Annotated in this window: 18 protein-coding genes and 1 tRNA gene; 7 read left to right on the plus strand and 12 right to left on the minus strand. The window is 68.1% G+C overall.

All coding sequences use genetic code 11. The features are described from left to right. Window positions 1-10: 10 nt before the first annotated feature. The 9 genes from OPU67_RS00290 to OPU67_RS00330 all read right to left on the minus strand — a co-directional run bounded on the left by OPU67_RS00290 (window position 11) and on the right by OPU67_RS00330 (window position 8047). A complete protein-coding gene (locus OPU67_RS00290) occupies window positions 11-427 on the minus strand; it encodes a DUF3035 domain-containing protein (RefSeq protein WP_267616678.1) in 417 nt (138 codons plus the stop codon). Beyond that, window positions 420-956 carry a signal peptidase II gene (lspA, locus tag OPU67_RS00295; RefSeq protein ID WP_267616679.1) on the minus strand — a complete coding sequence of 179 codons (537 nt, stop codon included), beginning with the start codon at window positions 954-956 and terminating at the stop codon, window positions 420-422. Before lspA ends, OPU67_RS00290 begins: the two co-directional genes overlap by 8 nt. After that, the gene (gene ileS / locus OPU67_RS00300; protein WP_267616680.1) at window positions 953-3922 is read right to left on the minus strand and encodes an isoleucine--tRNA ligase; all 2970 of its coding nucleotides are present in this window, start codon (window positions 3920-3922) and stop codon (window positions 953-955) included. The genes lspA and ileS overlap by 4 nt, the downstream gene beginning before the upstream one ends. A gap of 109 nt (window positions 3923-4031) precedes the next feature. Continuing rightward, a complete protein-coding gene (locus OPU67_RS00305) occupies window positions 4032-4973 on the minus strand; it encodes a bifunctional riboflavin kinase/FAD synthetase (protein ID WP_267616681.1) in 942 nt (313 codons plus the stop codon). After that, the gene (locus OPU67_RS00310; RefSeq protein WP_267616683.1) at window positions 4973-5461 is read right to left on the minus strand and encodes a dihydrofolate reductase; all 489 of its coding nucleotides are present in this window, start codon (window positions 5459-5461) and stop codon (window positions 4973-4975) included. Before OPU67_RS00310 ends, OPU67_RS00305 begins: the two co-directional genes overlap by 1 nt. Further along, the gene (locus OPU67_RS00315; protein WP_267616684.1) at window positions 5458-6525 is read right to left on the minus strand and encodes a 5-(carboxyamino)imidazole ribonucleotide synthase; all 1068 of its coding nucleotides are present in this window, start codon (window positions 6523-6525) and stop codon (window positions 5458-5460) included. The genes OPU67_RS00310 and OPU67_RS00315 overlap by 4 nt, the downstream gene beginning before the upstream one ends. Window positions 6526-6642: 117 nt before the next feature. After that, entirely contained in the window at window positions 6643-7134 is a 492-nt protein-coding gene (gene purE / locus OPU67_RS00320; protein WP_267616896.1) for a 5-(carboxyamino)imidazole ribonucleotide mutase, read from the minus strand. Next, on the minus strand, window positions 7134-7820 hold the full coding sequence (gene gpmA, locus OPU67_RS00325; RefSeq protein WP_267616685.1) for a 2,3-diphosphoglycerate-dependent phosphoglycerate mutase: 687 nt from the start codon (window positions 7818-7820) through the stop codon (window positions 7134-7136). The genes purE and gpmA overlap by 1 nt, the downstream gene beginning before the upstream one ends. Window positions 7821-7885: 65 nt before the next feature. Further along, entirely contained in the window at window positions 7886-8047 is a 162-nt protein-coding gene (locus tag OPU67_RS00330) for a hypothetical protein (protein WP_267616687.1), read from the minus strand. 87 nt (window positions 8048-8134) lie between these two features. On the opposite strand from OPU67_RS00330, the gene OPU67_RS00335 reads away from it, so the two are divergent. The 4 genes from OPU67_RS00335 to OPU67_RS00350 all read left to right on the plus strand — a co-directional run bounded on the left by OPU67_RS00335 (window position 8135) and on the right by OPU67_RS00350 (window position 10798). Beyond that, window positions 8135-8209, plus strand: a tRNA-Thr gene (locus OPU67_RS00335). Window positions 8210-8336: 127 nt separating this feature from the next. After that, window positions 8337-9242: a helix-turn-helix domain-containing protein gene (locus OPU67_RS00340; protein ID WP_267616688.1), complete on the plus strand. Its 906-nt coding sequence runs from the start codon at window positions 8337-8339 to the stop codon at window positions 9240-9242. Between the two features lie 25 nt (window positions 9243-9267). Beyond that, on the plus strand, window positions 9268-10026 hold the full coding sequence (locus OPU67_RS00345) for a class I SAM-dependent methyltransferase (RefSeq protein ID WP_267616690.1): 759 nt from the start codon (window positions 9268-9270) through the stop codon (window positions 10024-10026). Between the two features lie 109 nt (window positions 10027-10135). Continuing rightward, window positions 10136-10798 (plus strand): DsbA family protein, encoded by a 663-nt coding sequence (locus OPU67_RS00350; RefSeq protein ID WP_267616692.1) that lies wholly within the window; start codon window positions 10136-10138, stop codon window positions 10796-10798. Window positions 10799-10905: 107 nt separating this feature from the next. Here the strand turns inward: OPU67_RS00350 and OPU67_RS00355 are convergent, their stop codons facing one another. After that, a complete protein-coding gene (locus tag OPU67_RS00355) occupies window positions 10906-11373 on the minus strand; it encodes a winged helix-turn-helix transcriptional regulator (protein WP_267616693.1) in 468 nt (155 codons plus the stop codon). A gap of 134 nt (window positions 11374-11507) precedes the next feature. Between OPU67_RS00355 and OPU67_RS00360 the strand changes: the two genes are divergently transcribed. After that, window positions 11508-12296: an enoyl-CoA hydratase/isomerase family protein gene (locus tag OPU67_RS00360; RefSeq protein WP_267616695.1), complete on the plus strand. Its 789-nt coding sequence runs from the start codon at window positions 11508-11510 to the stop codon at window positions 12294-12296. Between the two features lie 19 nt (window positions 12297-12315). Here the strand turns inward: OPU67_RS00360 and OPU67_RS00365 are convergent, their stop codons facing one another. Next, window positions 12316-14619 carry a DUF305 domain-containing protein gene (locus OPU67_RS00365; protein ID WP_267616696.1) on the minus strand — a complete coding sequence of 768 codons (2304 nt, stop codon included), beginning with the start codon at window positions 14617-14619 and terminating at the stop codon, window positions 12316-12318. A 271-nt stretch (window positions 14620-14890) separates the two neighbouring features. Here OPU67_RS00365 and OPU67_RS00370 point away from each other — a divergent pair, with 271 nt between their 5' ends. Continuing rightward, window positions 14891-15922, plus strand: a complete 1032-nt coding sequence (locus OPU67_RS00370; protein ID WP_267616698.1) for a serine hydrolase — start codon at window positions 14891-14893, stop codon at window positions 15920-15922. A gap of 95 nt (window positions 15923-16017) precedes the next feature. On the opposite strand, the gene OPU67_RS00375 is transcribed toward OPU67_RS00370, so the two are convergent. Beyond that, complete coding sequence (locus OPU67_RS00375) at window positions 16018-16308, minus strand: hypothetical protein (RefSeq protein WP_267616700.1); 291 nt, start codon at window positions 16306-16308, stop codon at window positions 16018-16020. A 216-nt stretch (window positions 16309-16524) separates the two neighbouring features. Here OPU67_RS00375 and polA point away from each other — a divergent pair, with 216 nt between their 5' ends. After that, window positions 16525-19365, plus strand: coding sequence for a DNA polymerase I (gene polA / locus OPU67_RS00380; RefSeq protein ID WP_267616701.1), 2841 nt, complete (start codon window positions 16525-16527; stop codon window positions 19363-19365). Window positions 19366-19511 lie beyond the last annotated feature (146 nt).

The following is a 19511-nucleotide window of genomic DNA, read 5'->3' on the forward strand; positions in this document are numbered from 1 at the left end:
ATCAGCGCTGTCAGGCGCTGGGGATGACGGTGGCCGCCGACTGCCCGTCGCCCTCGGGGGCGGCGATGATGTCGCGGGTGACGCGGCCCTTGGCGACGGTGTTGGTGCCGGTGTCGCCGACCACCGAGCGGATGCTCGGATCGGCGCGGCCCGCGCGGTCGAGCGCGCTCGTTTCCACCTTGCTGCGGGGTGCAGGGCCGCCGAACAGCGCCTCGAGCGCCTGTTCGGATGCGCTGCCCTCGGTCGGGCGCGGGGCGCCGGGGGCGGGCGGGGTGAGGCTGAAATCGGGCGGCACCACCAGCGGCGCCTGGCGCTGCACCGCGAACTCGTCGGGCCGGGCGCGGTTGAACACCCCGCCGCCGCCGCCACAGGCAGCAAGCATCGCCGAGGCGCCGACAGCCAAGATCAGGGGTGCAGTCTTACGCATTGTGTTGTTCTCCACGGGGCGTGTCCCCGGTCTCGATTGCGCCCTTGTCGCGCACCAGCAGGCTGCGGGCAAGGATTATGAGGACGCCGATGGTGATGGCGGCATCGGCGATGTTGAAGATCAGGAAGGGGCGGAAGGTGCCGATATGGAAGTCGGCATAATCGATCACGTAGCCCAGCTCGAAGCGGTCCTTGATGTTGCCGAGCGCCCCGCCGAGGATCAGCGCGAGGCCCGCAATGTCGCCGAGCTTGCGCTCGCGCAGCATCCATACCAGCACGACGAGGGCGATGCCTGCAGTCAGCGCCACCAGCCCCCAGCGCATCTCCATGTTGCTCGCCTGGAGCATCCCCAGCGAGACGCCGCGGTTCTCGGCATAGGTGAGGTCGAAGAACGGCAGCAGTTCGATCTGCCCTACCTGCCGCAGCGCCAGCGGACCGACGACCCAGAGCTTCACCGCCTGGTCGAGGATCGCCACCAGCGCGGCGAGCGCGAGGCCGATCAGCCGGTTGCGGGTGACAAGGCCGCTCATGCCGCCGCGTCCGCGTCCATGCCCGCCACCACCGTCGTGCAGCGACCGCACAGCGCGCCGTCCTCCGCCACGTCGGGCAGGAGCCGCCAGCAGCGGCCGCACTTGTGGTGGTGGGTCTTGGCGACGGTCACGCCGTCGCCCTGCCCCCGGGTGACTGTCGCGGTAATGAACAGCTCGGCGAGGCCCTGGTCGCTGACCCCTTCGGGGACGGCGGCGGCAGGCACTTCGACCTCCGCCTCGAGGCTCGAGCGGATCGTCTTGTCGCGGCGCAGGGGCTCGATGGCCTCGTTCACGCTGTCACGCAGGGCTCGGAGGCTGTCCCACTTGTAGGCGAGGTCGCCGTCCTGCCAGTCGTTCGGCGCCTCGTCGAGTTCGAGCAGGTGGACGCTGCCCGCGCTCGGATAGCGGCTCGTCCAGACTTCCTCGGCGGTGAACACCAGCACCGGAGCGGCGTAGCGGATCAGCCGCTCGAACAGGATGTCGAGCACCGTGCGATAAGCCATGCGCCGCGAATCCGCCGGATCGTCGCAATAGAGCGCGTCCTTGCGGATATCGAAGAAGAAGGCCGAGAGGTCCTCGTTGCAGAAGTCGACCAGCGCGCGGACATATTCGTTGAAGTCGTAGGCGTCGATCGCGGCGTGCAGGGTCACGTCGAGCCGGAACAGCTTGTCCAGCACGTACCGTTCCAGCTCGGGCATCGCGGCGTAGGTCACCCGCTCGGCCTCGCCGAACCCGTCGAGCGCGCCCAAGAGGTAGCGGAAGGTGTTGCGCAGCTTGCGATACTGGTCGCCCACGCCCTTCAGGATTTCATCGCCGATGCGGTGATCCTCGGTGAAGTCGACCGAGAGCGCCCACAGCCGGATGATGTCCGCGCCGTAGGTCTCCATCACCTTGAGCGGATCGACCGTGTTGCCGAGGCTCTTGGACATCTTCTTGCCCTTGGCGTCCATGGTGAAGCCGTGGGTGAGGATCTGGTCATAGGGCGCCCGGCCGCGGGTGGCGCAGGATTGCAGCAGCGAGGACTGGAACCAGCCGCGATGCTGGTCCGATCCTTCGAGATAGAGGTCGGCGGGCCAGCGCAAGTCCGGCCAGCGCCCGCTTTCGAGTGTGAAGGCGTGGGTGCAGCCCGAATCGAACCACACGTCGAGGATGTCGGTGACCATCTCGAACTCGGCAGGGTCGTGGTCCGGGCCGAGGAACGCGGCCTTGTTGGCGCTGTTCCACGCGTCCATGCCTTCCGCGTTCACGGCCGCGACGATGCGGGCGTTCACTTCGGCGTCTTGCAAATACGAGCCGTCAGGCCGCACGAACAGCGTGATCGGCACGCCCCAAGCGCGCTGGCGGGAGAGCACCCAGTCGGGCCGCCCCTCCACCATCGCGCCGATGCGGTTGCGGCCCTTGCCGGGGGTGAACTGGACGCGGGCGATTTCGGCGAGGGCGGTGCTGCGCAGCGTCTCGACTTCGCTCGACGCGAACGGCTGGGGGGTGGTGTTCTCAACTCCGTTCGTGTCGAGCGTAGTCGAGACACCCGGCAAGGGCTTGTCCATCGGCACGAACCATTGCGGCGTGCAGCGGAAGATCACCTTGGCCTTGGAGCGCCACGAATGCGGGTAGGAGTGCTGGTAGTTGTCGCAAGCGGCAAGCAGCGCGCCTTTTTCTTTCAAACGGCTACAGATCGGCCCGTCAGGCGCATTGAATTTGGGGTTGATGACGCTCCCCATTCCGCCGAGCCAGAGCCAGTCATCGCGATACTTGCCGTCGTCCGTCACGGCGAAGACGGGGTTGATGCCGTTGGCCTTGCACAGCTCGAAGTCGTCCTCGCCGTGATCGGGCGCCATGTGGACGAGGCCCGTGCCGCTTTCGGTGGTGACGAAGTCGCCGGGGAGCAGAGGGCGCGCAGTTTCGAAGAAACCGCCAAGGGAATGCATCGGATGGCGGGCCTTGGTGCCAGCCAGCGCCGATCCCTTGATTTCGCGCTCAATGTCCCAGCGCATGTCGGGGAAGTTCATTGCGCCAAGGTCGCGCTGCATCTGGCTTACGACCCGATCACGAAGCGCGGGCTCCAGTGCCTTTGCCACGAGAAAGCGCTTACCAAGCCATGCGCTATCAGGGTCCTCGACGCCATCGAGACCGACCTTGGTCACGCGGGCCACGACATAATCAACCTCAGGCCCATAGGCCAAAGCCTGGTTCACCGGGATCGTCCACGGCGTCGTCGTCCAGATTACCGCGTGGGCGCCGACCAGTTCGGGGATCGGGCTTTCGACGATCTCGAACGCCACATCGATCTGGGTCGAGGTGATGTCCTCGTATTCGACCTCCGCCTCGGCCAGCGCGGTCTGTTCGACCGGGGACCACATCACCGGCTTGGAGCCGCGATAGAGGTTCCCCGCCTCGGCCAGCTTGAGCAGCTCGGCGACGATCACCGCCTCGCTCTCCTTCTGCATGGTGAGGTAGGGGTGGTCCCAATCGCCCATGATGCCGAGGCGCTTCAATTGCCCGCGCTGCACGTCGACCCATTGTTGGGCGTAGGCGCGGCACTCGTCGCGGAAGGCTTTCACCGCCGCCTCGTCACGCCCGGCACCGGTGAGGACGGGCTTGGCCTTCTTGTCCTTGCGGTACTGCTCCTCGACCTTCCACTCGATGGGCAGGCCGTGGCAGTCCCAGCCGGGCACGTAAGGCGCGTCTTTGCCGATCAGGTTCTGCGTGCGGCAGACCATGTCCTTGAGGATGTGATTGAGCGCGTGGCCGATATGCATGTCGCCGTTGGCGTAGGGCGGGCCGTCGTGGAGGATGAACTTCTCCCGCCCCCGGCGGCTGCTGCGAAGCTGATCGTAGAGGCCCTCCTGCTCCCAGCGCGCGGCGATGCCCGGCTCCTTCTGCGGAAGGCCGGCCTTCATGGGGAAATCGGTCTTCGGCAGGAAGACGGTGTCCCGGTAATCGCGCTGCGTGCTGTCGTCGCTCATGGTGCGCGGGGCCTTAGCCGCAAGTACCGTCAGTGCAAAGACTCGTCATTGCGAGCGGCGAAGCCGCGCGGCAATCCAGAGTGTGCGCGTGCCGCCCTGGATTGCCGCGCTACGCTCGCAATGACGAGGAAAGGAGCCGCCGAGCTTCAGCGCAGTCCTTGTCCATCTGTTCGATCAGGGCATCGAGGCTGTCGAACTTCGCCTCTCCGCGCAGGTAGTGGTGGAAGGCGATCTCGATCTCCTGCCCATAAAGATCGCCGGAGAAATCGAAGAAATAGGGCTCGAGCAGCTCCTTGGGCGGCTCGAACTGCGGGCGGATGCCGATATTGGCCGCGCCTTGCAGGACCTCGCCAGTGGCGAGGATGCGGCCTGTCACGGCGTAGATGCCGTATTTGGGGCGGATGTAGTTCTCGACCCCGAGGTTGGCGGTGGGGTAGCCGATCGTGCGCCCGCGCTTGTCGCCGTGCTCGACGATGCCGCGGATCGCGAAGGGGCGGGTGAGGAGGCGCGCGGCCTCCTGCGGGTCGCCATTGCGAAGGGCCTCGCGGATGCGGCTGGAGGAGACCACCTCGCCATCCGAAGCCACGGCCTCGACCACGCGCGAATGCAAGCCCAGCTCGCCGCCGAGCGTGCGCAGCAGTTCGACATTGCCCTTGGCGCCGCGCCCGAAGGTGAAGTCCCCGCCGGTCACCACCCCGTGCGCGCCGAAACGGCTCACGAGGATCTCCCGGATGAAGTCCTCCGCGCTCGTGCCGGCAAGGTCCCGGTCGAAGTGGAACACCAGCATCGCCGTCGCCCCTGCGGCGAGATAGAGCTCCTGGCGCTGCTCCAGCGTCGTCAGCCGGAAGGGCGGGAGTTCGGGCTTGAAGACGCTCACCGGGTGGGGATCGAAGGTGGCGATGATCGAGGGGCGGCCCTCGTCGTGCGCCCAAGCGATCGCCTCGCCCGCGACGGCCTGATGCCCGCGGTGGAACCCGTCGAAATTGCCGAGCGCGATGACCGCGCCGCGCAGCGCCTCGGGGACGGGATCGCGGTGATCGAGCCAGCGCATCAGGCGGCGTCCCTGCGGTAGGTGACGAAGGAAAAGGCCGGGTAGGGCCCATCGGCCGCATGGTCCTCGCTTGCGGTCTCCACCCATTCGGGGCCGAGTGCCGGCACGAAGGTGTCGCCTTCGTAATCGGCGTGGATCTGAGTGAGTTCGACGCCGGTGGCGAGCGGGAGGAAGGTTGCGAACACCGCCGCCCCGCCGATCACCATGACGGTTTCCTCGCCTGCCAGCGCGAGCGCCGCCTCGGGCGTTGCGGCGACCTCGGCCCCCTCGGTGTGCCATCCGGCGTCGCGGGTGAGGACGATATGGCGCCGTCCCGGTAGCAGGCCCGGCAGGCTCTCGAAGGTCCTGCGGCCCATGATCATCGGCTTGCCGAGGGTCAGCGCCTTGAAATGCCGCAGGTCCGCCGGCAGCCGCCATGGCAGGTCGCCGGCCAAGCCGATCGCGCCATTGGCGGCGCGGGCGTAGATCAGCACGATGTCGCGGCTCATGGGAGCGCGTGCCCGACGCGGGTGACGTGGCCCATCTTGCGGCCCTCGCGCGCCTCGGCCTTGCCGTAGAGGTGGAGGTGCGGCTCGCCCGGCTCGGCGAGCATGGCGTGGGCGGCCAGTGCCTCCTCGCCGACAATGTTGCGCATCTCGATCGCCTCGAAGCGGGTCTTCGTCCCCCCCAGCGGCAAGCCGCAGATCGCGCGGATGTGGTTCTCGAACTGGCTGGTGGCCGCGCCCTCGATCGTCCAGTGGCCCGAGTTGTGGACCCGGGGTGCCATCTCGTTGAATACCGGCCCGTCACGGGTGGCGAAGAATTCGAGCGTAAGCACGCCGACATAGCCCAATGCCTCGGCCACCCTTGCCGCAAGGTCGCGGGCGGCAGGCACCTGCGCCTCGACCAGCGCGCCCGCCGGCAGGATCGAGCGGGCGAGCATCCCGCCCTCGTGCAGGTTCGCCGTCGAATCCCAGAAGCGCGTCTGCCCGTCCTTGCACCGCACCAGGATCACCGAGAATTCGGTCTCGTAGGTGATGAAGCCCTCGTAGATGCAGGGGACGCCGGGGAAGCGGATGCCGCTCGCCTCGAGCGCCGAGCCGACCCGCCACTGGCCCTTGCCATCATAGCCCTCGCGCGCAGTCTTGAGGATGCCGGGCGTGCCGATCCGCGCCACCGCCTCGGGGAACTCCGCCTCGCTGCCGACCGGGGCGAAGGGCGCGGGCGTGCCGCCGTGCGCGAGGGCGAAGCGCTTTTCGGCAAGCCGGTCCTGCGCAACCTCGAGCGCGGCCTTGGGGCAGGCCAGCAGGCGGGAGGGCAAGGCTTCGACGGCGGCGACGGGGACGTTCTCGAACTCCCACGTCACGACGTCGCAAGCCGCCGCGAAGCGGGCGAGGGCGTCCGCGTCGTCCCACTCGGCGGTGAGGAAAGCGGAACACGCATCGGCCGCGACATTGTCGCCCTCGGGCGCGTAGCCGATCACCCGGTAGCCGAGTTGCAGCGCGGCCATGGCCATCATCCGGCCGAGCTGTCCGCCGCCCAGGATGCCGATGGTGGAGCCGGGTGGAAGCATATCCTCGTTTCTACCCCGTTCGCCCTGAGCTCGTCGAAGGGCCGTTCTTCTTCTTCGGCGGGGGCATAGAGAAAAGTGCAGGGCTTCGACAAGCTCAGCCCGAACGGAAAATCGCCGTCAGCCCTCCGGCACCTCGCCGACCGCGGCGGTCTTGGCCGCGCGCCAGTCCTGGAGGCGCTCGGAGAGGTCCTCGTCCGACAGCGCCAGAATCGACGCCGCCAGCAGGCCTGCGTTCTTCGCCCCCGCCTCGCCGATCGCGAGCGTGCCGACGGGCACGCCGCCGGGCATCTGCACGATCGAGAGCAGGCTATCCATGCCGCTCAAGGCCCTGGACTGCACCGGCACGCCCAGCACCGGCAGGTGCGTCATGCTGGCGATCATGCCGGGGAGGTGCGCCGCCCCGCCCGCGCCCGCGATGATCACCGAGAACCCCTCGCCCTCGGCCCCCTTGGCGAAGGCCACCATCCTGTCGGGGGTGCGGTGCGCCGAGACGATCCGCGCCTCGTAGGCGACCTCGAGCTCGTCCAGCACCTCGGCGGCGCATTGCATGGTCGGCCAGTCCGACTGGCTGCCCATCACGATTGCGACCTTGCCCCCGATGGTGTCCATCATGCGTCCTTCAGGTAATACCGCTCGCCCGTCACGGCGCCGCCGTCGAAGTCGTAGATGATCGGCTGGCCGGTGGGAATCTCGAGATCGGTGATGTCCGCGTCGGAAATGCCCGAGAGGTGCTTGACCAGCGCGCGCAAGCTATTGCCGTGCGCGGCGATGATCACCGTCTCGCCGGCCGCGAGCACGGGCAGGATCGCGCTCTCCCAGTAGGGCAGCACCCGCTCGATGGTGAGCTTGAGGCTTTCCGTCGATGGGATCGCGATCCCGGCATAGCGCGCGTCCGCCGCGAGATCGAATGCGCTCCCCGCTTCCAGCACCGGCGGCGGGATGTCGAAGGAGCGGCGCCAGATCTTGACCTGCTCGTCGCCGTGCTTCGCGGCGGTCTCGGCCTTGTCGAGCCCGGTGAGGCCGCCGTAGTGCCGCTCGTTCAGGCGCCAGTCCTTGACCTCGGGGATCCACAGGCGCCCGGCCGCTTCCAGCGCGAGGTGCAGCGTCTTGATCGCGCGGGTCTGCAAGGAGGTGAAGGCATAGGAGGGCAGCACGCCCTTTTCGCGCATCAGCGCGCCCGCCGCGCTCGCCTCGGCAACCCCCTTATCGGTAAGATCGACGTCCCACCACCCGGTGAAGCGGTTTTCGAGGTTCCACTGGCTCTGGCCGTGGCGGACGAGGATGAGCTTGGGCATGGTGTCTCCGGATTGCCGGCCTGCGGCGGGGGCGGCCTGGTCCTCTGGGGAATGGAGCGGCGGCGTTAGCTTTCCGGCGCGGGATTGGGAAGGGCCTGCGCATCGTGCGAATCGCCCGCCAGCGCCGCCACCGCGCGGGCCTGCGCCTTGCGGCGGCGCAGGTTGTCGCGCAGCCGGGCCGCCAGCCGCTCTTCGCGGGACAGATTCTTGCGAGGCGCTTCACCCATGCGTAACGCCTTGCCGATATGCCGCGCCTTCATCAAGTCCGCTTGACAATGAGGGGACGCGCGACAATAGCGCGCGCCCATACCGGCGCTGCTGTAGCTCAGTGGTAGAGCGCACCCTTGGTAAGGGTGAGGTCGGGAGTTCAATCCTCCCCAGCAGCACCAGTAGGTCACGAGGTTTCGCCCACAGTGGGTCGCCCCGCTTCATTACATTCGTTAACCATGCCACTCTTGCCGGCTATCGGCCGGACGCGCGATCATGCGTGCAGGGGGATCGCATGGGGGTTCTTGAATGTCGGGCGCAGTCGCTTCGCGGTATGTCGCGTCGTTCTTCATCGAATTGTTCAGTGAATTCTTGCGGTTCGGGGTTCATCAGAACCACCTGACGGTCGAGGAGGTCGCGATCATCTGCGTCGTCGCCTCGGAAAGCACCCGTGATCTTCGGCGGGACCCCTTCGCAACCCGCACCTTCGGCGGGGAAGAGCGCGCGATCCCGGACGAGGCGCGGCCTTCGGTCAGCCTCAAGTTCATCCACACCAGCCTCGGCATGAGCCGCGAGACCACCCGCCGCCGGGTCATGGGCCTCGTCGAGCGCGGCTACCTGAAGCGGTCGGGACGCGGCGTCTTCTTCCCCGCACAGGTCGGGCCGGATGACTACACCCGGGACATCCGCAATTTTCTCGTGCGCAAGCTCAGGGACCTCGATGGCTACCTGGAGAAGATTCCCGACTCATCGGCGCACGCAAAGGTGCTCTTGGCCCACATTGGGCTGCCGACATTGCCCGACATGGTGAATCAAACGATTGCAGAGGCGGGATGCTGCTCCCCTTCGGATCGCACCATGAAACAGAACAAAGGGACCGCCGTGTTGCCGCCGCTGGCTGCGGTGGGCGAGGCCATCGCCAAGGGTCGCAGGCGGCGCCGCCTGTCGACGCTCCGGGTCGCGCAGATCACGCGCATTCCGGAGCGTTACGTGCGATGCATCGAAGCCGGCGATTTCGCCAGCCTGCCCGGCAAGCCCTTCGTCTTCGGGTTCACCCGCACGATCTGCACCCTGCTCGAACTGGACGCGGAGCCCTTCATCCGGGTGATCGCCGCACAGATGTATGCCCGCTGCACCGAGACGCCGGGCATCCATCCCCCCGCCTGGTCGCCCGGCGCGATGCTGCGGCGCATGGCATTCGCCCGCCGCGCCTGACATCGCAATTGCGCTGGCAGCATGGGTGACCGGCTGTATAGAGCGGCTCATGGCCGACAGCGACGACAACTGGCGCCTTTGGGGTGAGCGCGATCCCTATTACGGCGTCCTCACCGACCCGCGCTTCCGCAGGGACAGCATCGCTGCGCACCGCGAGACCTTCTTTGCGGACGGAAAGGCCTTTGTCGACCATTGGCTCGCCGAGTTCGAGCGGTGCTTCGGCCCCCTGCCGCGCGGCCGGGCGCTGGACTTCGGCTGCGGCGTGGGACGGCTGACCATCCCTCTTTCCGATCACTTCGAATCGGTCGTCGGGCTCGATATCTCCGAGGGGATGCTTGAGGAGGCGCGTCGCAACAGCGCGGGACGCAACATCGCCTACCTGCCCTCCGACGACACATTGTCGCAGGTCGAGGGTGCCTTCGACTTCGTCAACAGCGTGATTGTGCTCCAGCACATCCCCGTCGCCCGGGGCATGGCGATCCTTGCGCGCCTGCTAGCGCGGGTCCGCAGCGGCGGGGCGTGCTGCGTGCAGGTCTCCACCAGGCGCAACCATGGCTGGTGGGACGAGCTGCGCTATCGCATCCGCCACGCGGTGCCGGGCGGTCAGCCGCTCATGAACCTGCTCGAGCGCCGGTCCGTCGATGCCCCGGTCATGCAGATGAACGAATATGCGCTCGACGACGTGCTTGCGCTGCTGCGCTCGCACGGCTTCGAGCATATGCTGCTGCGCTACGAGCGCGATGCGTCGAACGATTCGGTGACGATCCTCTCGCGGCGGGACTAGCGGCAAGGCGATCGCGCGCCATGCGCGGGCTTTGCAGCGCGCGCGCCTTGGCCTATTGCGCTGCCGCCGGCTGGCCGCGAGAGCCACAGGAGTCCGGCCGGAGATTGTCATGCACAGGCCCCTCCTCGCCCTCGGCGCGATCCTGCTCGCTGCCGCCGCCCCTCCGGCGGCCGACTGGTCGAAAACCGCGACCCGCTCCGCCGACGGCGCGATCCTCGTCGGCAATCCCAAGGCACCCAAGACGCTGGTCGAATATGCGAGCTACACCTGCGGGCATTGCGCCGAGTTCTCGGTAGAGGCCGCCAGCGAGCTCGACGCGCAGATCGGCGCGGGCAAGGTGCGGCTCGAGTTCCGTCACGCGCTGCGCGATCCGGTCGATCTGACCGCCGCAATGCTGGCGCGCTGCGCGGGGCCGGCGACGTTCCTGCCCGCGACCAAGGCGATCTATGCCGCGCAAGGGGCGTGGATGGGCAAGGCGCAGTCCTACGTCGCAGCCAACGAGAAGGCGCTCGCCGCCGCCGCCCCGGGCGCGGCGCGGCTGATGGTCGCCAAGGGCAGCGGCCTCCTCGGCGTGGTCGCGCCGCTCGGCGTCACCGAGGCGAAGGCGACGGCCTGTCTCGCCGACAAGGCCGAGCAGGACGTCCTGATCGCGCAGGCCAACGATGCCTGGGGCGCGAAGAAAATCCCCGGCACGCCGCACTTCACCATCAACGGCACGGCTTCGGCGGACAACCGCTGGCCGGGGGTCAGGGCCGAACTCGCCAAGCCCTGAGCCGCGCGGCCGCTCGGCCGGCGCGTCGGCGGCAAGCCGGGAGGGCGCGCCATGCCTGTGCTCGTCACGCAGGCGGGGCCTCGGACACCGGCGAGAAGAAAACCGCTTTAGGCGCGGGGCGGCGCGCGCCAGCCGGGGCCGCGTCGGTATTCGACGTCACCGGGCCCCAGCACCCGCCCGTCGGCCGCGATCACCGCGACCGGCTGGACCGGAGCGAGGGTTTCGCGGTCGACCACCGCCACCGGCTCGCCCTCGCTCGCGAAGATCCACCGGTCGCCCCACTGCATCATCGCCGCGGTGACGGGAAACAGCGCCTCGCCTGCGGGGCTGAGGCGGTAGTGGAACCGGTCGACCCCGGGCCGCACCGGCTCGCGCAGCAGGATTCCGTGATCGACGAGATGGCGCAGCCTTTCGGCCAGCACGTTGTTGGCGATCCCCAGACTGCGCGCGAACTGCGAGAAGCTGCGCGCGCCGGTAAAGGCGTCGCGCACGATCAGCAGCGCCCACTTGTCCCCGAGGATCTCGGCGAACTGCGCGATCGAGCAGCGATAGTCCTTGAGCGAGGTTCGGGTCATCCCGGCAAGGATAGGCAGGATGCCGGGCCGAGGCAATCAGCACCGCCGGCGCGCGGTCCGGCCGTCCAGCTTTTTGTTGCTTCAAGGAACCAAAAATGCTTGGTTGCCTCAAAGAACCAAACCGGGAGACAGCCATGCAGACCCTCACCCTCGAACGCGACGGCGACCTTGCCGTCATCACCCTGCGCAACCCTCCGGTGAATGCCTTCTCGGCGCAGCTTGGCCGCGATCTGCGCGATGCGCTGCACGATGTGGCGACGGGGGATTATCGTGCGCTCCTCACCCGCGCCGAAGGGGCGAATTTCTGTGCCGGGGCCGACGTCAGCGTCTTCGTCGGGAAGAATCGGCGCAGCGGAGCAGGCCTGGTGGCCGACGTGCTCAACCTTATCGAGATGATCGAAGCCCTGCCGATCCCCACCGTGGTCGCGGTGCAGGGCCTTGCCATCGCGGCGGGGATGGAGCTGATGCTCGCCCACGACATCGCGATCGTCGCCGAAGGTGCGCAGATCGGGCAGATCGAGGCGATGATCGGCACCACCACGCTCGCCGGCGGCGCGCAGCGCATCGCCGCGCGTGCCGGCGTCGCACGGGCCAAGCAGATGGTGTTCGAGGCGCGGCGCTACGACGCGGCCACGCTGGAGCGGTGGAACATCGTCAACATGGTGGTCCCCGATGCGGCGCTCGACGAAAAGGCGCGCGCCTATGCGCAGCGGCTGGCACAGGGGCCGACGGCGGCGCACGCGGTCACCAAGTCGGTGATCAATGCCGCCGGCCGCGCCGCCATCGCCGCCGGCGACGAGGCGCTGCGCGCAGGCGCGCCGATCCTGTTCGAGACCGGCGACAAGCAGCGCGCCGTCGCCGCGTTCATCGAACAGGGCTCGCGCGCCTTTGCCAGCGGGACCCTGCATTACGAGGGGAGCTAGGCGCGCCCCTCGAAGCGCCTCAACCGCCCTTGCGGCTGTCCTTTGCCGCCTTGACCACCCCTGCATCCCAGGTCACGCGGGTCTGGGTTTGCGGGTTGAAGCGGTTGTCCTCGTATTTCGCGCGTTCGGCGGCGGCGATTTCCGCCTTGGTGAGGAACTCGCTGGGCTTCAGCGCGAAGACATCGATGCCGCGGGTGATCTCGGTGCCGTAGATGCGGCCCTTGTACCAGTAGGTCGACCAGTAGCCGCCGACGATCATCTGCTTGGCGTCCACCGGCCCGCGGTCGAAGAAGGCGATCTCCTTGGGGTTGGCGCTGTCGGTGAAGTCCATCACCGAAAGGCCGCCCTGGTACCAGGCCTGCGCAAAGATGTCGCGGCCGGGCACGGGGATGATCGAGCCGTTGTGCGCGACGCAGTTCTCCTTGTCGGTCTGGGCTGCCGGCATCTTGTAGTGCGCGCGGAAGACGAGCTTGCCATCCACGATGTCGTAGATCGCGTTGGCGCCCCAGGTCTTGGGGTCTGACGCCTTGCAGCGCGGCCGCCCGCCGCCGCCCCATTCGTCGGTGAAGATCACCTTGGTGCCGTCATTGTTGAAGGTCGCCGAGTGCCAGTAGGCGAACCCGGTGTCGGTGACGACGTCGAGGCGCTTCGGGTTGAGCGGGTCCGCAATGTCGAACAGGATGCCGTTGCCCGAGCACGCGCCTGCCGCCAGCTTCAGCGCCGGGAAGACGGTGATGTCGTGGCACTGGTCGGTGCGCGAGGTGTCCTGCGTGCCCTCACCGTGGTCGCCGCCCTTCCACAGGCCGGCGATCTCCCCGGTGGTCTCGTCGGCGAAGACGCGCGGGGACTTGACGATGCGCGCCTTGGAGGGATCGGCGACGGGCACCTCGATCACGTCGATCGAGAACAGCGCGGTGCGGGTGTCGCCCGGCGTGCCGCCGATGCAGCCGGCCAGTTCCTTCTCGTCGCGGATGCCGGCCGTGCCCGAATTGTAGATCACGAGACGGGTGGGGTCGGCGCTGACGATCGAGTGGGTGTGGCTCCCCCGGCAGGTCTGCACCTGGCCGACCTGGCGCGGCGCGGCGAGATCGGAGATGTCGAAGATGCGCAGGCCCCGGAAGCGCTCCGGATTGACCTTGCCCGGCGCGCCGGTGAGCCCGCAATCGGTGCGGCCGCGGGTCTGCTCGACGCTCATGACGAGGAGGTTGCCGACCACCGAGACATCGCCCTGCCCGCCGGGGCACACGACGCTGCTCTTGAGGCTCGGCACGCCGTCCGCGCCCAGCTGGTAGATGTTGAAGCCGTGGTAGGAGCCCGCCACCATCACGTCGCCGAAGAAGGCAAGGTCGGTGTTGGCGAAATCGAGCAGCGGGGAACGCTCGGCGAATTCGGTGAGGCTGTCCTCCTCCTCGCGCTCGGGCGTGGCGGCGGCGGGGGCCGGCGTGGCCGCAGCGACGGCAGGCGCAGCGGCAGGCGCGGCTTCGGCGGGCTTGGCGGTCTCGTCCTTCTTGGCGTCCTTCTTGGGCGCGACCGGCGGGCGCAGGTCGGCGGGGTTGTCGGGGTTGAAGAAGCCGGCCGGCTTGGGCAGGCTCGCGATCTTGGTGAGGTTCCAGATCGCCTCGCCCGCCTTGTCGAAGCCGGCAGCGAGGCCCACGCGCGGATCGCGCGAGAGGCCGGCGAGCAGCTTGTCCATCTTGCCGATCTCGGCCTTCTGTTCGCTCTCGATGTCGCCGACGAACTGGAACAGCACCGGATCGGCGGCGGTGCCGTCCTCGTCGAGCAGCTTCTTGACCATGTCGAGCGCGCCCTCGTGGTGGGCGATCATCAGGGTGAGGAACAGGCGATCGAACTCCGCGCCCTTCGCCTGGCCAAGCGCCTTCATCTGCTCGGGGCTCGCCATGCCCTTCATCATGTGATGCATGTGTTCGCTGTGACCGGCCATCTTCGGGTCCTCGGTCGGCTCGCCGCGCTCCTTCAGCCAGGTCTGCATGAAGGTGATCTCGTCGGCCTGGCTCGAATCGATGCGGCCGGCGATGGTGAGGAGATCGGCATTGTTGGTCCGATCCTTGGCGAGCCGCGCCATGTCGAGCGCCTGCCCGTGGTGGACGATCATGTGCTGCATGAACGCCGCGTCCTCGGGGGTGTAGCTGGCCTTGGCGAGCTTGGTCGCTTCGGTTGCGGTGAGGGTCTTGCTCGCCTGCCCCGGCGCGCCCGGCTGGACGATCTGCGCGCTCTGGGCATGGGCGAGGCCCGAGCCGGACAAGAGCAGGGCGGCGGCAAAGGCGGCGCGCACGGCGGGCGTGCGCGAGGCGGTGTCGGTCATGTCAGTCCCCTTGGATCGAAGTTGACGCCCAGACTGCCCGCCCGGGCCCGGCAGTCAAGTGCGCCCTTGACCTGCCAAGAGCCGTTTCGACGAACCGGCGACAGCGCCCGAGCAAGGGCGTTCCCGCGACTCGCCGCACATTTTGCCGAGTCGGACGCAGCACGGGCTCCGTTCGCCGCACGCGCCGAACGGAGGCCTTGCAGCGCCCGGCCGTGCAGTCATAAGATCGACGTTAAGCCCGCCGCAACCCTGCTGGAGTAGCTTTAGCGACATGGCATCCCCACGCTTTTTCGCCGCCCTCACTGGCCTTGCTGCCGCCTTGTCGGCGATTGCCGCCCCGGCTGCGGCGCGGGACAACGATCTCCAGGCGACCTTCGACAGCACCTTCGGCACCCAGCCGCGCGCGCCGCAATCCTACGATGCGGTCTATGCCTCGAGCTTCCAGCAGCGGATCGCCGAACTCGCCAACCCTGCCCTGGGCCGGATCGGCGTCGCGGCGGTCGACCTTGCCACAGGCGAGGAAGTGATGGTCTTGGGCGACCAGCTGTTCCCGATGGCCTCGACCAGCAAGATCGCGGTCGCCGCGACCTATCTGGAGATGGTCGAACGCGGCAGGTTTACCCTGTCCTCCGAATTCCCGCTGATGATGCCGGTCGCCTCGGCCAAGTATTCATCGCCCAAGGCGCCGGTGCGCCCCGGGCAGTATATGCCGGCGATCGACCTCATCGAGATCATGATCACCCGCTCCTCGAACCCCGCCACCGACGCGCTGCTCGCGGCGGTCGGGGGCCCTGCCGCCGTCAACGATTTCATGCGCCGCAAGGGGATCGGCAATTGGTCGATCGACCGCGACATCGCCACGCTGGTGCGCGACGACGGGCAGTATAACCCGGCGACCTATGTCGACACCCGCGATGCCGCGACCCCGCGCGCGATGGTTCGCCTGCTGGCGGGGCTCTACAAGGGCGAGTTCCTGTCGGATTCGAGCCGCCAGGTGATCCTCTCGGCGATGAGCCGCACCGTCACCGGCAAGCGCCGCATCCCGGCGAGCATTCCTCTCGAAGCGCGCGTCAGCCACAAGACCGGCACCCTCAGCAACACCGCGAGTGACGTCGGCCTGATCGAATGTCCCGATGGGCGGGTGATCGCGGTGGCGATCTACGTCACGGGGCAGGGCACCAAGCAGGCGCGCGACGATCGGATCGCCGCCATCGCCCGCGCGCTCTACGATGGTTTCGCGGTGCGCGCGCAGCAGAACCCGGTGCGCAACTGGGCGAACGCGCCTTACGGCAATGGCGGATAACCCGCCCTACCAGTCAAATGCCTGACGGGAGGCAGCAAAGAGGGCGGCCCCGCAAGGGAGCCGCCCTCCGCGTTTCCTGAAGCGGAGCGGTTGCCTTACTCGGCCGCTTCCTGCTCCGCCCGCTCGGCGACGCTCGCCGCGTCGTTGGCGATGTCGTCGGTGGTGCGCACCGCGGCATCGGCTGCCTCGTCGGCCGCCGCCTCGACGGTCTGGGCGCTCTGGGTGGCGGTCTCCTCGATCGCCTCGCCGGCGTTGTCGGCATTGGCTTCGGCGTCGGCGGCCATCGCGTCGACGGCCTCTTCACTCTTTTCCTCGGTCGAATTGCTGCACGCCGCGAGGCCGAGCGCCGAGGTGGCGATGGCGGCGGCGAGGATGATCTTGCGCATGGTTGTTGTGTCCCTCTGTCCTGCGGATCGTCCGGGCCCGTGATCGGCCCGGCGCAGCACCAAACCTAGGAGCGTGGGCCGCACAGGACAAGGCGATTGCCGCAGCTATACGCGATTTCGCCTCATTTTCGCCACATTTGGCGCCCGCTTCGTCGCAGCCTTACGGCGCAAAGCCAAACCCCTACCCGCCGCCCCGCGCGCCTGCTAGCAGGCGGCATGGCCGAAAAGCACCACCTCTATCTCGTCGATGGCTCCTCCTACATCTTCCGCGCCTATCACCGGCTGCCGCCGCTGACCAACCCGGAAGGCACCCCGGTCGGCGCGGTCTACGGCTACACGACGATGCTGTGGAAGCTCGCCGCCGATCTCGACGCGGCCGACGGGCCGACGCACCTCGCGGTCATCCTCGACGCGGGCTCCGTGTCCTTCCGCAACGACATCTACGAGCACTACAAGGCCAACCGCCCCGAGCCGCCCGAGGATCTCGTTCCGCAGTTCCCGCTGATCCGCGACGCCACCCGTGCCTTCAGCCTGCCGTGCATCGAGGTGCCGGGGCTTGAGGCGGACGACCTCATCGCCTCCTACGCGCGCGAGGCGCAGCGGCGCGGCTGGGATGTGACCATCGTCTCGTCCGACAAGGACCTGATGCAGCTCGTCGGCGAACAGGCAGGCGCGCGCATCGACATGCTCGACACGATGAAGAACCAGCGCATCTGGCTTCCGGAGGTCGAGGAGAAGTTCGGCGTCGGCCCCGAGCTGGTCGGCGACGTGCTGGCGCTGATGGGCGACAGCGTGGACAACGTGCCCGGCATCTTCGGCATCGGCCCCAAGACCGCGAGCAAGCTGATCGCCGAGCACGGCTCGCTGACCGCCGCGCTCGATGCGGCGCAGGACATGAAGCCCTCCAAGCTGAAAGAGCGCCTGATCGAGGGGCGCGGCGATGCCGAGCTTTCCAAGGTGCTCGTCACCTTGAAGGAGGATTGCGCGTTGCCCCAGGCGCTCGAGGAAATGGTGCTCGGCCCCGTCCCGCCGGAGCCGCTTGCGCAGTTCCTCACCTTCCACGGCTTCACCTCGCTGCTACGCCGGCTGGATGCGGGTCACGGCAGCCCCGCGCGCCCGACCGAGCTGAACCCGGCCAAGCCCAGCACCCCCGCCGCCAAGCCGACGGGCGAGGGCGAGGGCAATCGCCAGCCGCTCCCGGACTTCCCCAAGATCGACCACGCCGCCTACGAAACGGTGCAGACGATGGAGCGGCTGGAAGCGTGGATCGCCCGCGCCCGCGCGGCGCAGATGGTGGCGGTCGATACCGAGACGACGAGTCTCGATCCGATGCGCGCAGGGCTCGTGGGGGTGAGCCTTGCCCTGGGCCCGAACGATGCCTGCTACATCCCGCTCGCCCACGGCGGCACGGATATGTTCGCCGAAAGGCCGCAGCAGGTGCCGATGAACGACGCCATCGCCGCGCTGAAGCCGCTGCTCGAGGACGCGGCGGTCCTCAAGGTCTTCCACAATGGCAAGTATGATCTCAACATCCTTGCCCGTGTCGGCATCGACGTCGCCCCCATCGACGACACGATGGTGATCAGCTTCAACCTCGACGCCGGTCGCGGCGAGGAGGGCATCGGCGGCGGGCACGGCATGGACGAGCTATGCCAGCGCCACCTCGATCACAACGCCATCGCCTTCAAGGACCTGTGCGGCACCGGCAAGAAGGCAATCGGCTTCAACGAGGTGCCAATCGACCGCGCCACGCACTACGCCGCCGAAGACGCCGACATCACCTGGCGGCTCCACGCGATGCTCAAGCCGCGCCTGTCGGTCGAGGGCGGCAGCCGCATCTACGAGCGGGTCGACCGCCCGCTGATCCCGGTGGTCGCACGCATGGAGCGCGAGGGGATCAAGGTGGACTCAGGCCGGCTGGCGCGTTTGTCGGAGGAATTCTCGGTCGAGATCGGGCGGCTGGAAGGCGAAATTCACGGCCTCGCCGGGCAGGAGTTCACCGTCGGCAGCCCCAAGCAATTGGGCGAGATCCTGTTCGACAAGCTCGGCTACAAGGGCGGCAAGAAGGGCAAGACGGGGCAGTATTCGACCGACGTCTCGGTGCTCGAGAAGCTGGCCGTCGAGGGCGCGCCGATTGCGAGGAAGGTGCTGGAGTGGCGCCAGCTTGCAAAGCTGAAGTCGACCTACACCGACGCGCTCCAGCAGGCGATCAACCCGGAGACGGGCCGCGTCCACACCAGCTACAGCCTCGTGGGCGCGCAGACGGGGCGGCTCTCGTCCACCGACCCCAACTTGCAGAACATCCCGATCCGCACCGCGATCGGCCGCCAGATCCGCGAGGCCTTCGTGCCGGAGGCGGGCAACGTGCTGCTCGCGGCGGACTATTCGCAGATAGAGCTGCGGCTGGCGGCGCACATGGCCGATGTGCCCGCCTTGAAGGAGGCCTTCGCCGCCGGCGAGGACATCCACGCCCGCACCGCGGCCGAGATGTTCGGGCACGTCGACCGCGACACGCGCGGCCGGGCCAAGACGATCAACTTCGCGATCCTCTACGGCATCAGCCGCTGGGGCCTCGCCGGGCGGCTGGAGGTATCGCCCGAGGAGGCGCAGGCGATGATCGACACCTATTTCCAGCGCTTCCCCGGCATCCAGCGCTATATCCACGAGACTTTGGAGAGCGTCCGGGCGCGCGGCTATTCGGAAACCCTGTTCGGCCGCAAGACGTGGTTCCCGCGCATCAACGCGAAGAACCAGGCCGAGCGGCAGGGGAGCGAGCGCGCCGCGATCAACGCGCCGATCCAGGGCACCAGCGCCGACATCATCAAGCGTGCGATGGCCCGGATGCTCCCGGCGCTGGCCGAGGCGGGGCTCACCGACGTGCGGATGCTGCTGCAGGTGCACGACGAGTTGGTGTTCGAACTGCCCGAAGAGCGAGTGGAGGCCGCGACGCCGATCATCCGGCAGGTGATGGCCGAGGCCGCGCTGCCGACGGTCGAGCTGACGGTGCCGCTCGGCATCGAGATCGGGACGGGGCTGAGCTGGGACGCGGCGCACTAGCCGCAATCGTCACCCGGCGAAAGCTGGGGCCGAGGGCGGCGTAGCCCCGCCTTAGCCCCCTGCTTGCCCGGGTTTCGACCCCTTCCAGACCCGTCCTCGAACGGCGAATTCAGCGCGATTTCGCCCTAGATCCCGGCTTTCGCCGG

It is taken from the genome of Erythrobacter sp. WG (assembly GCF_026586795.1).
GTDB lineage: Bacteria > Pseudomonadota > Alphaproteobacteria > Sphingomonadales > Sphingomonadaceae > Erythrobacter.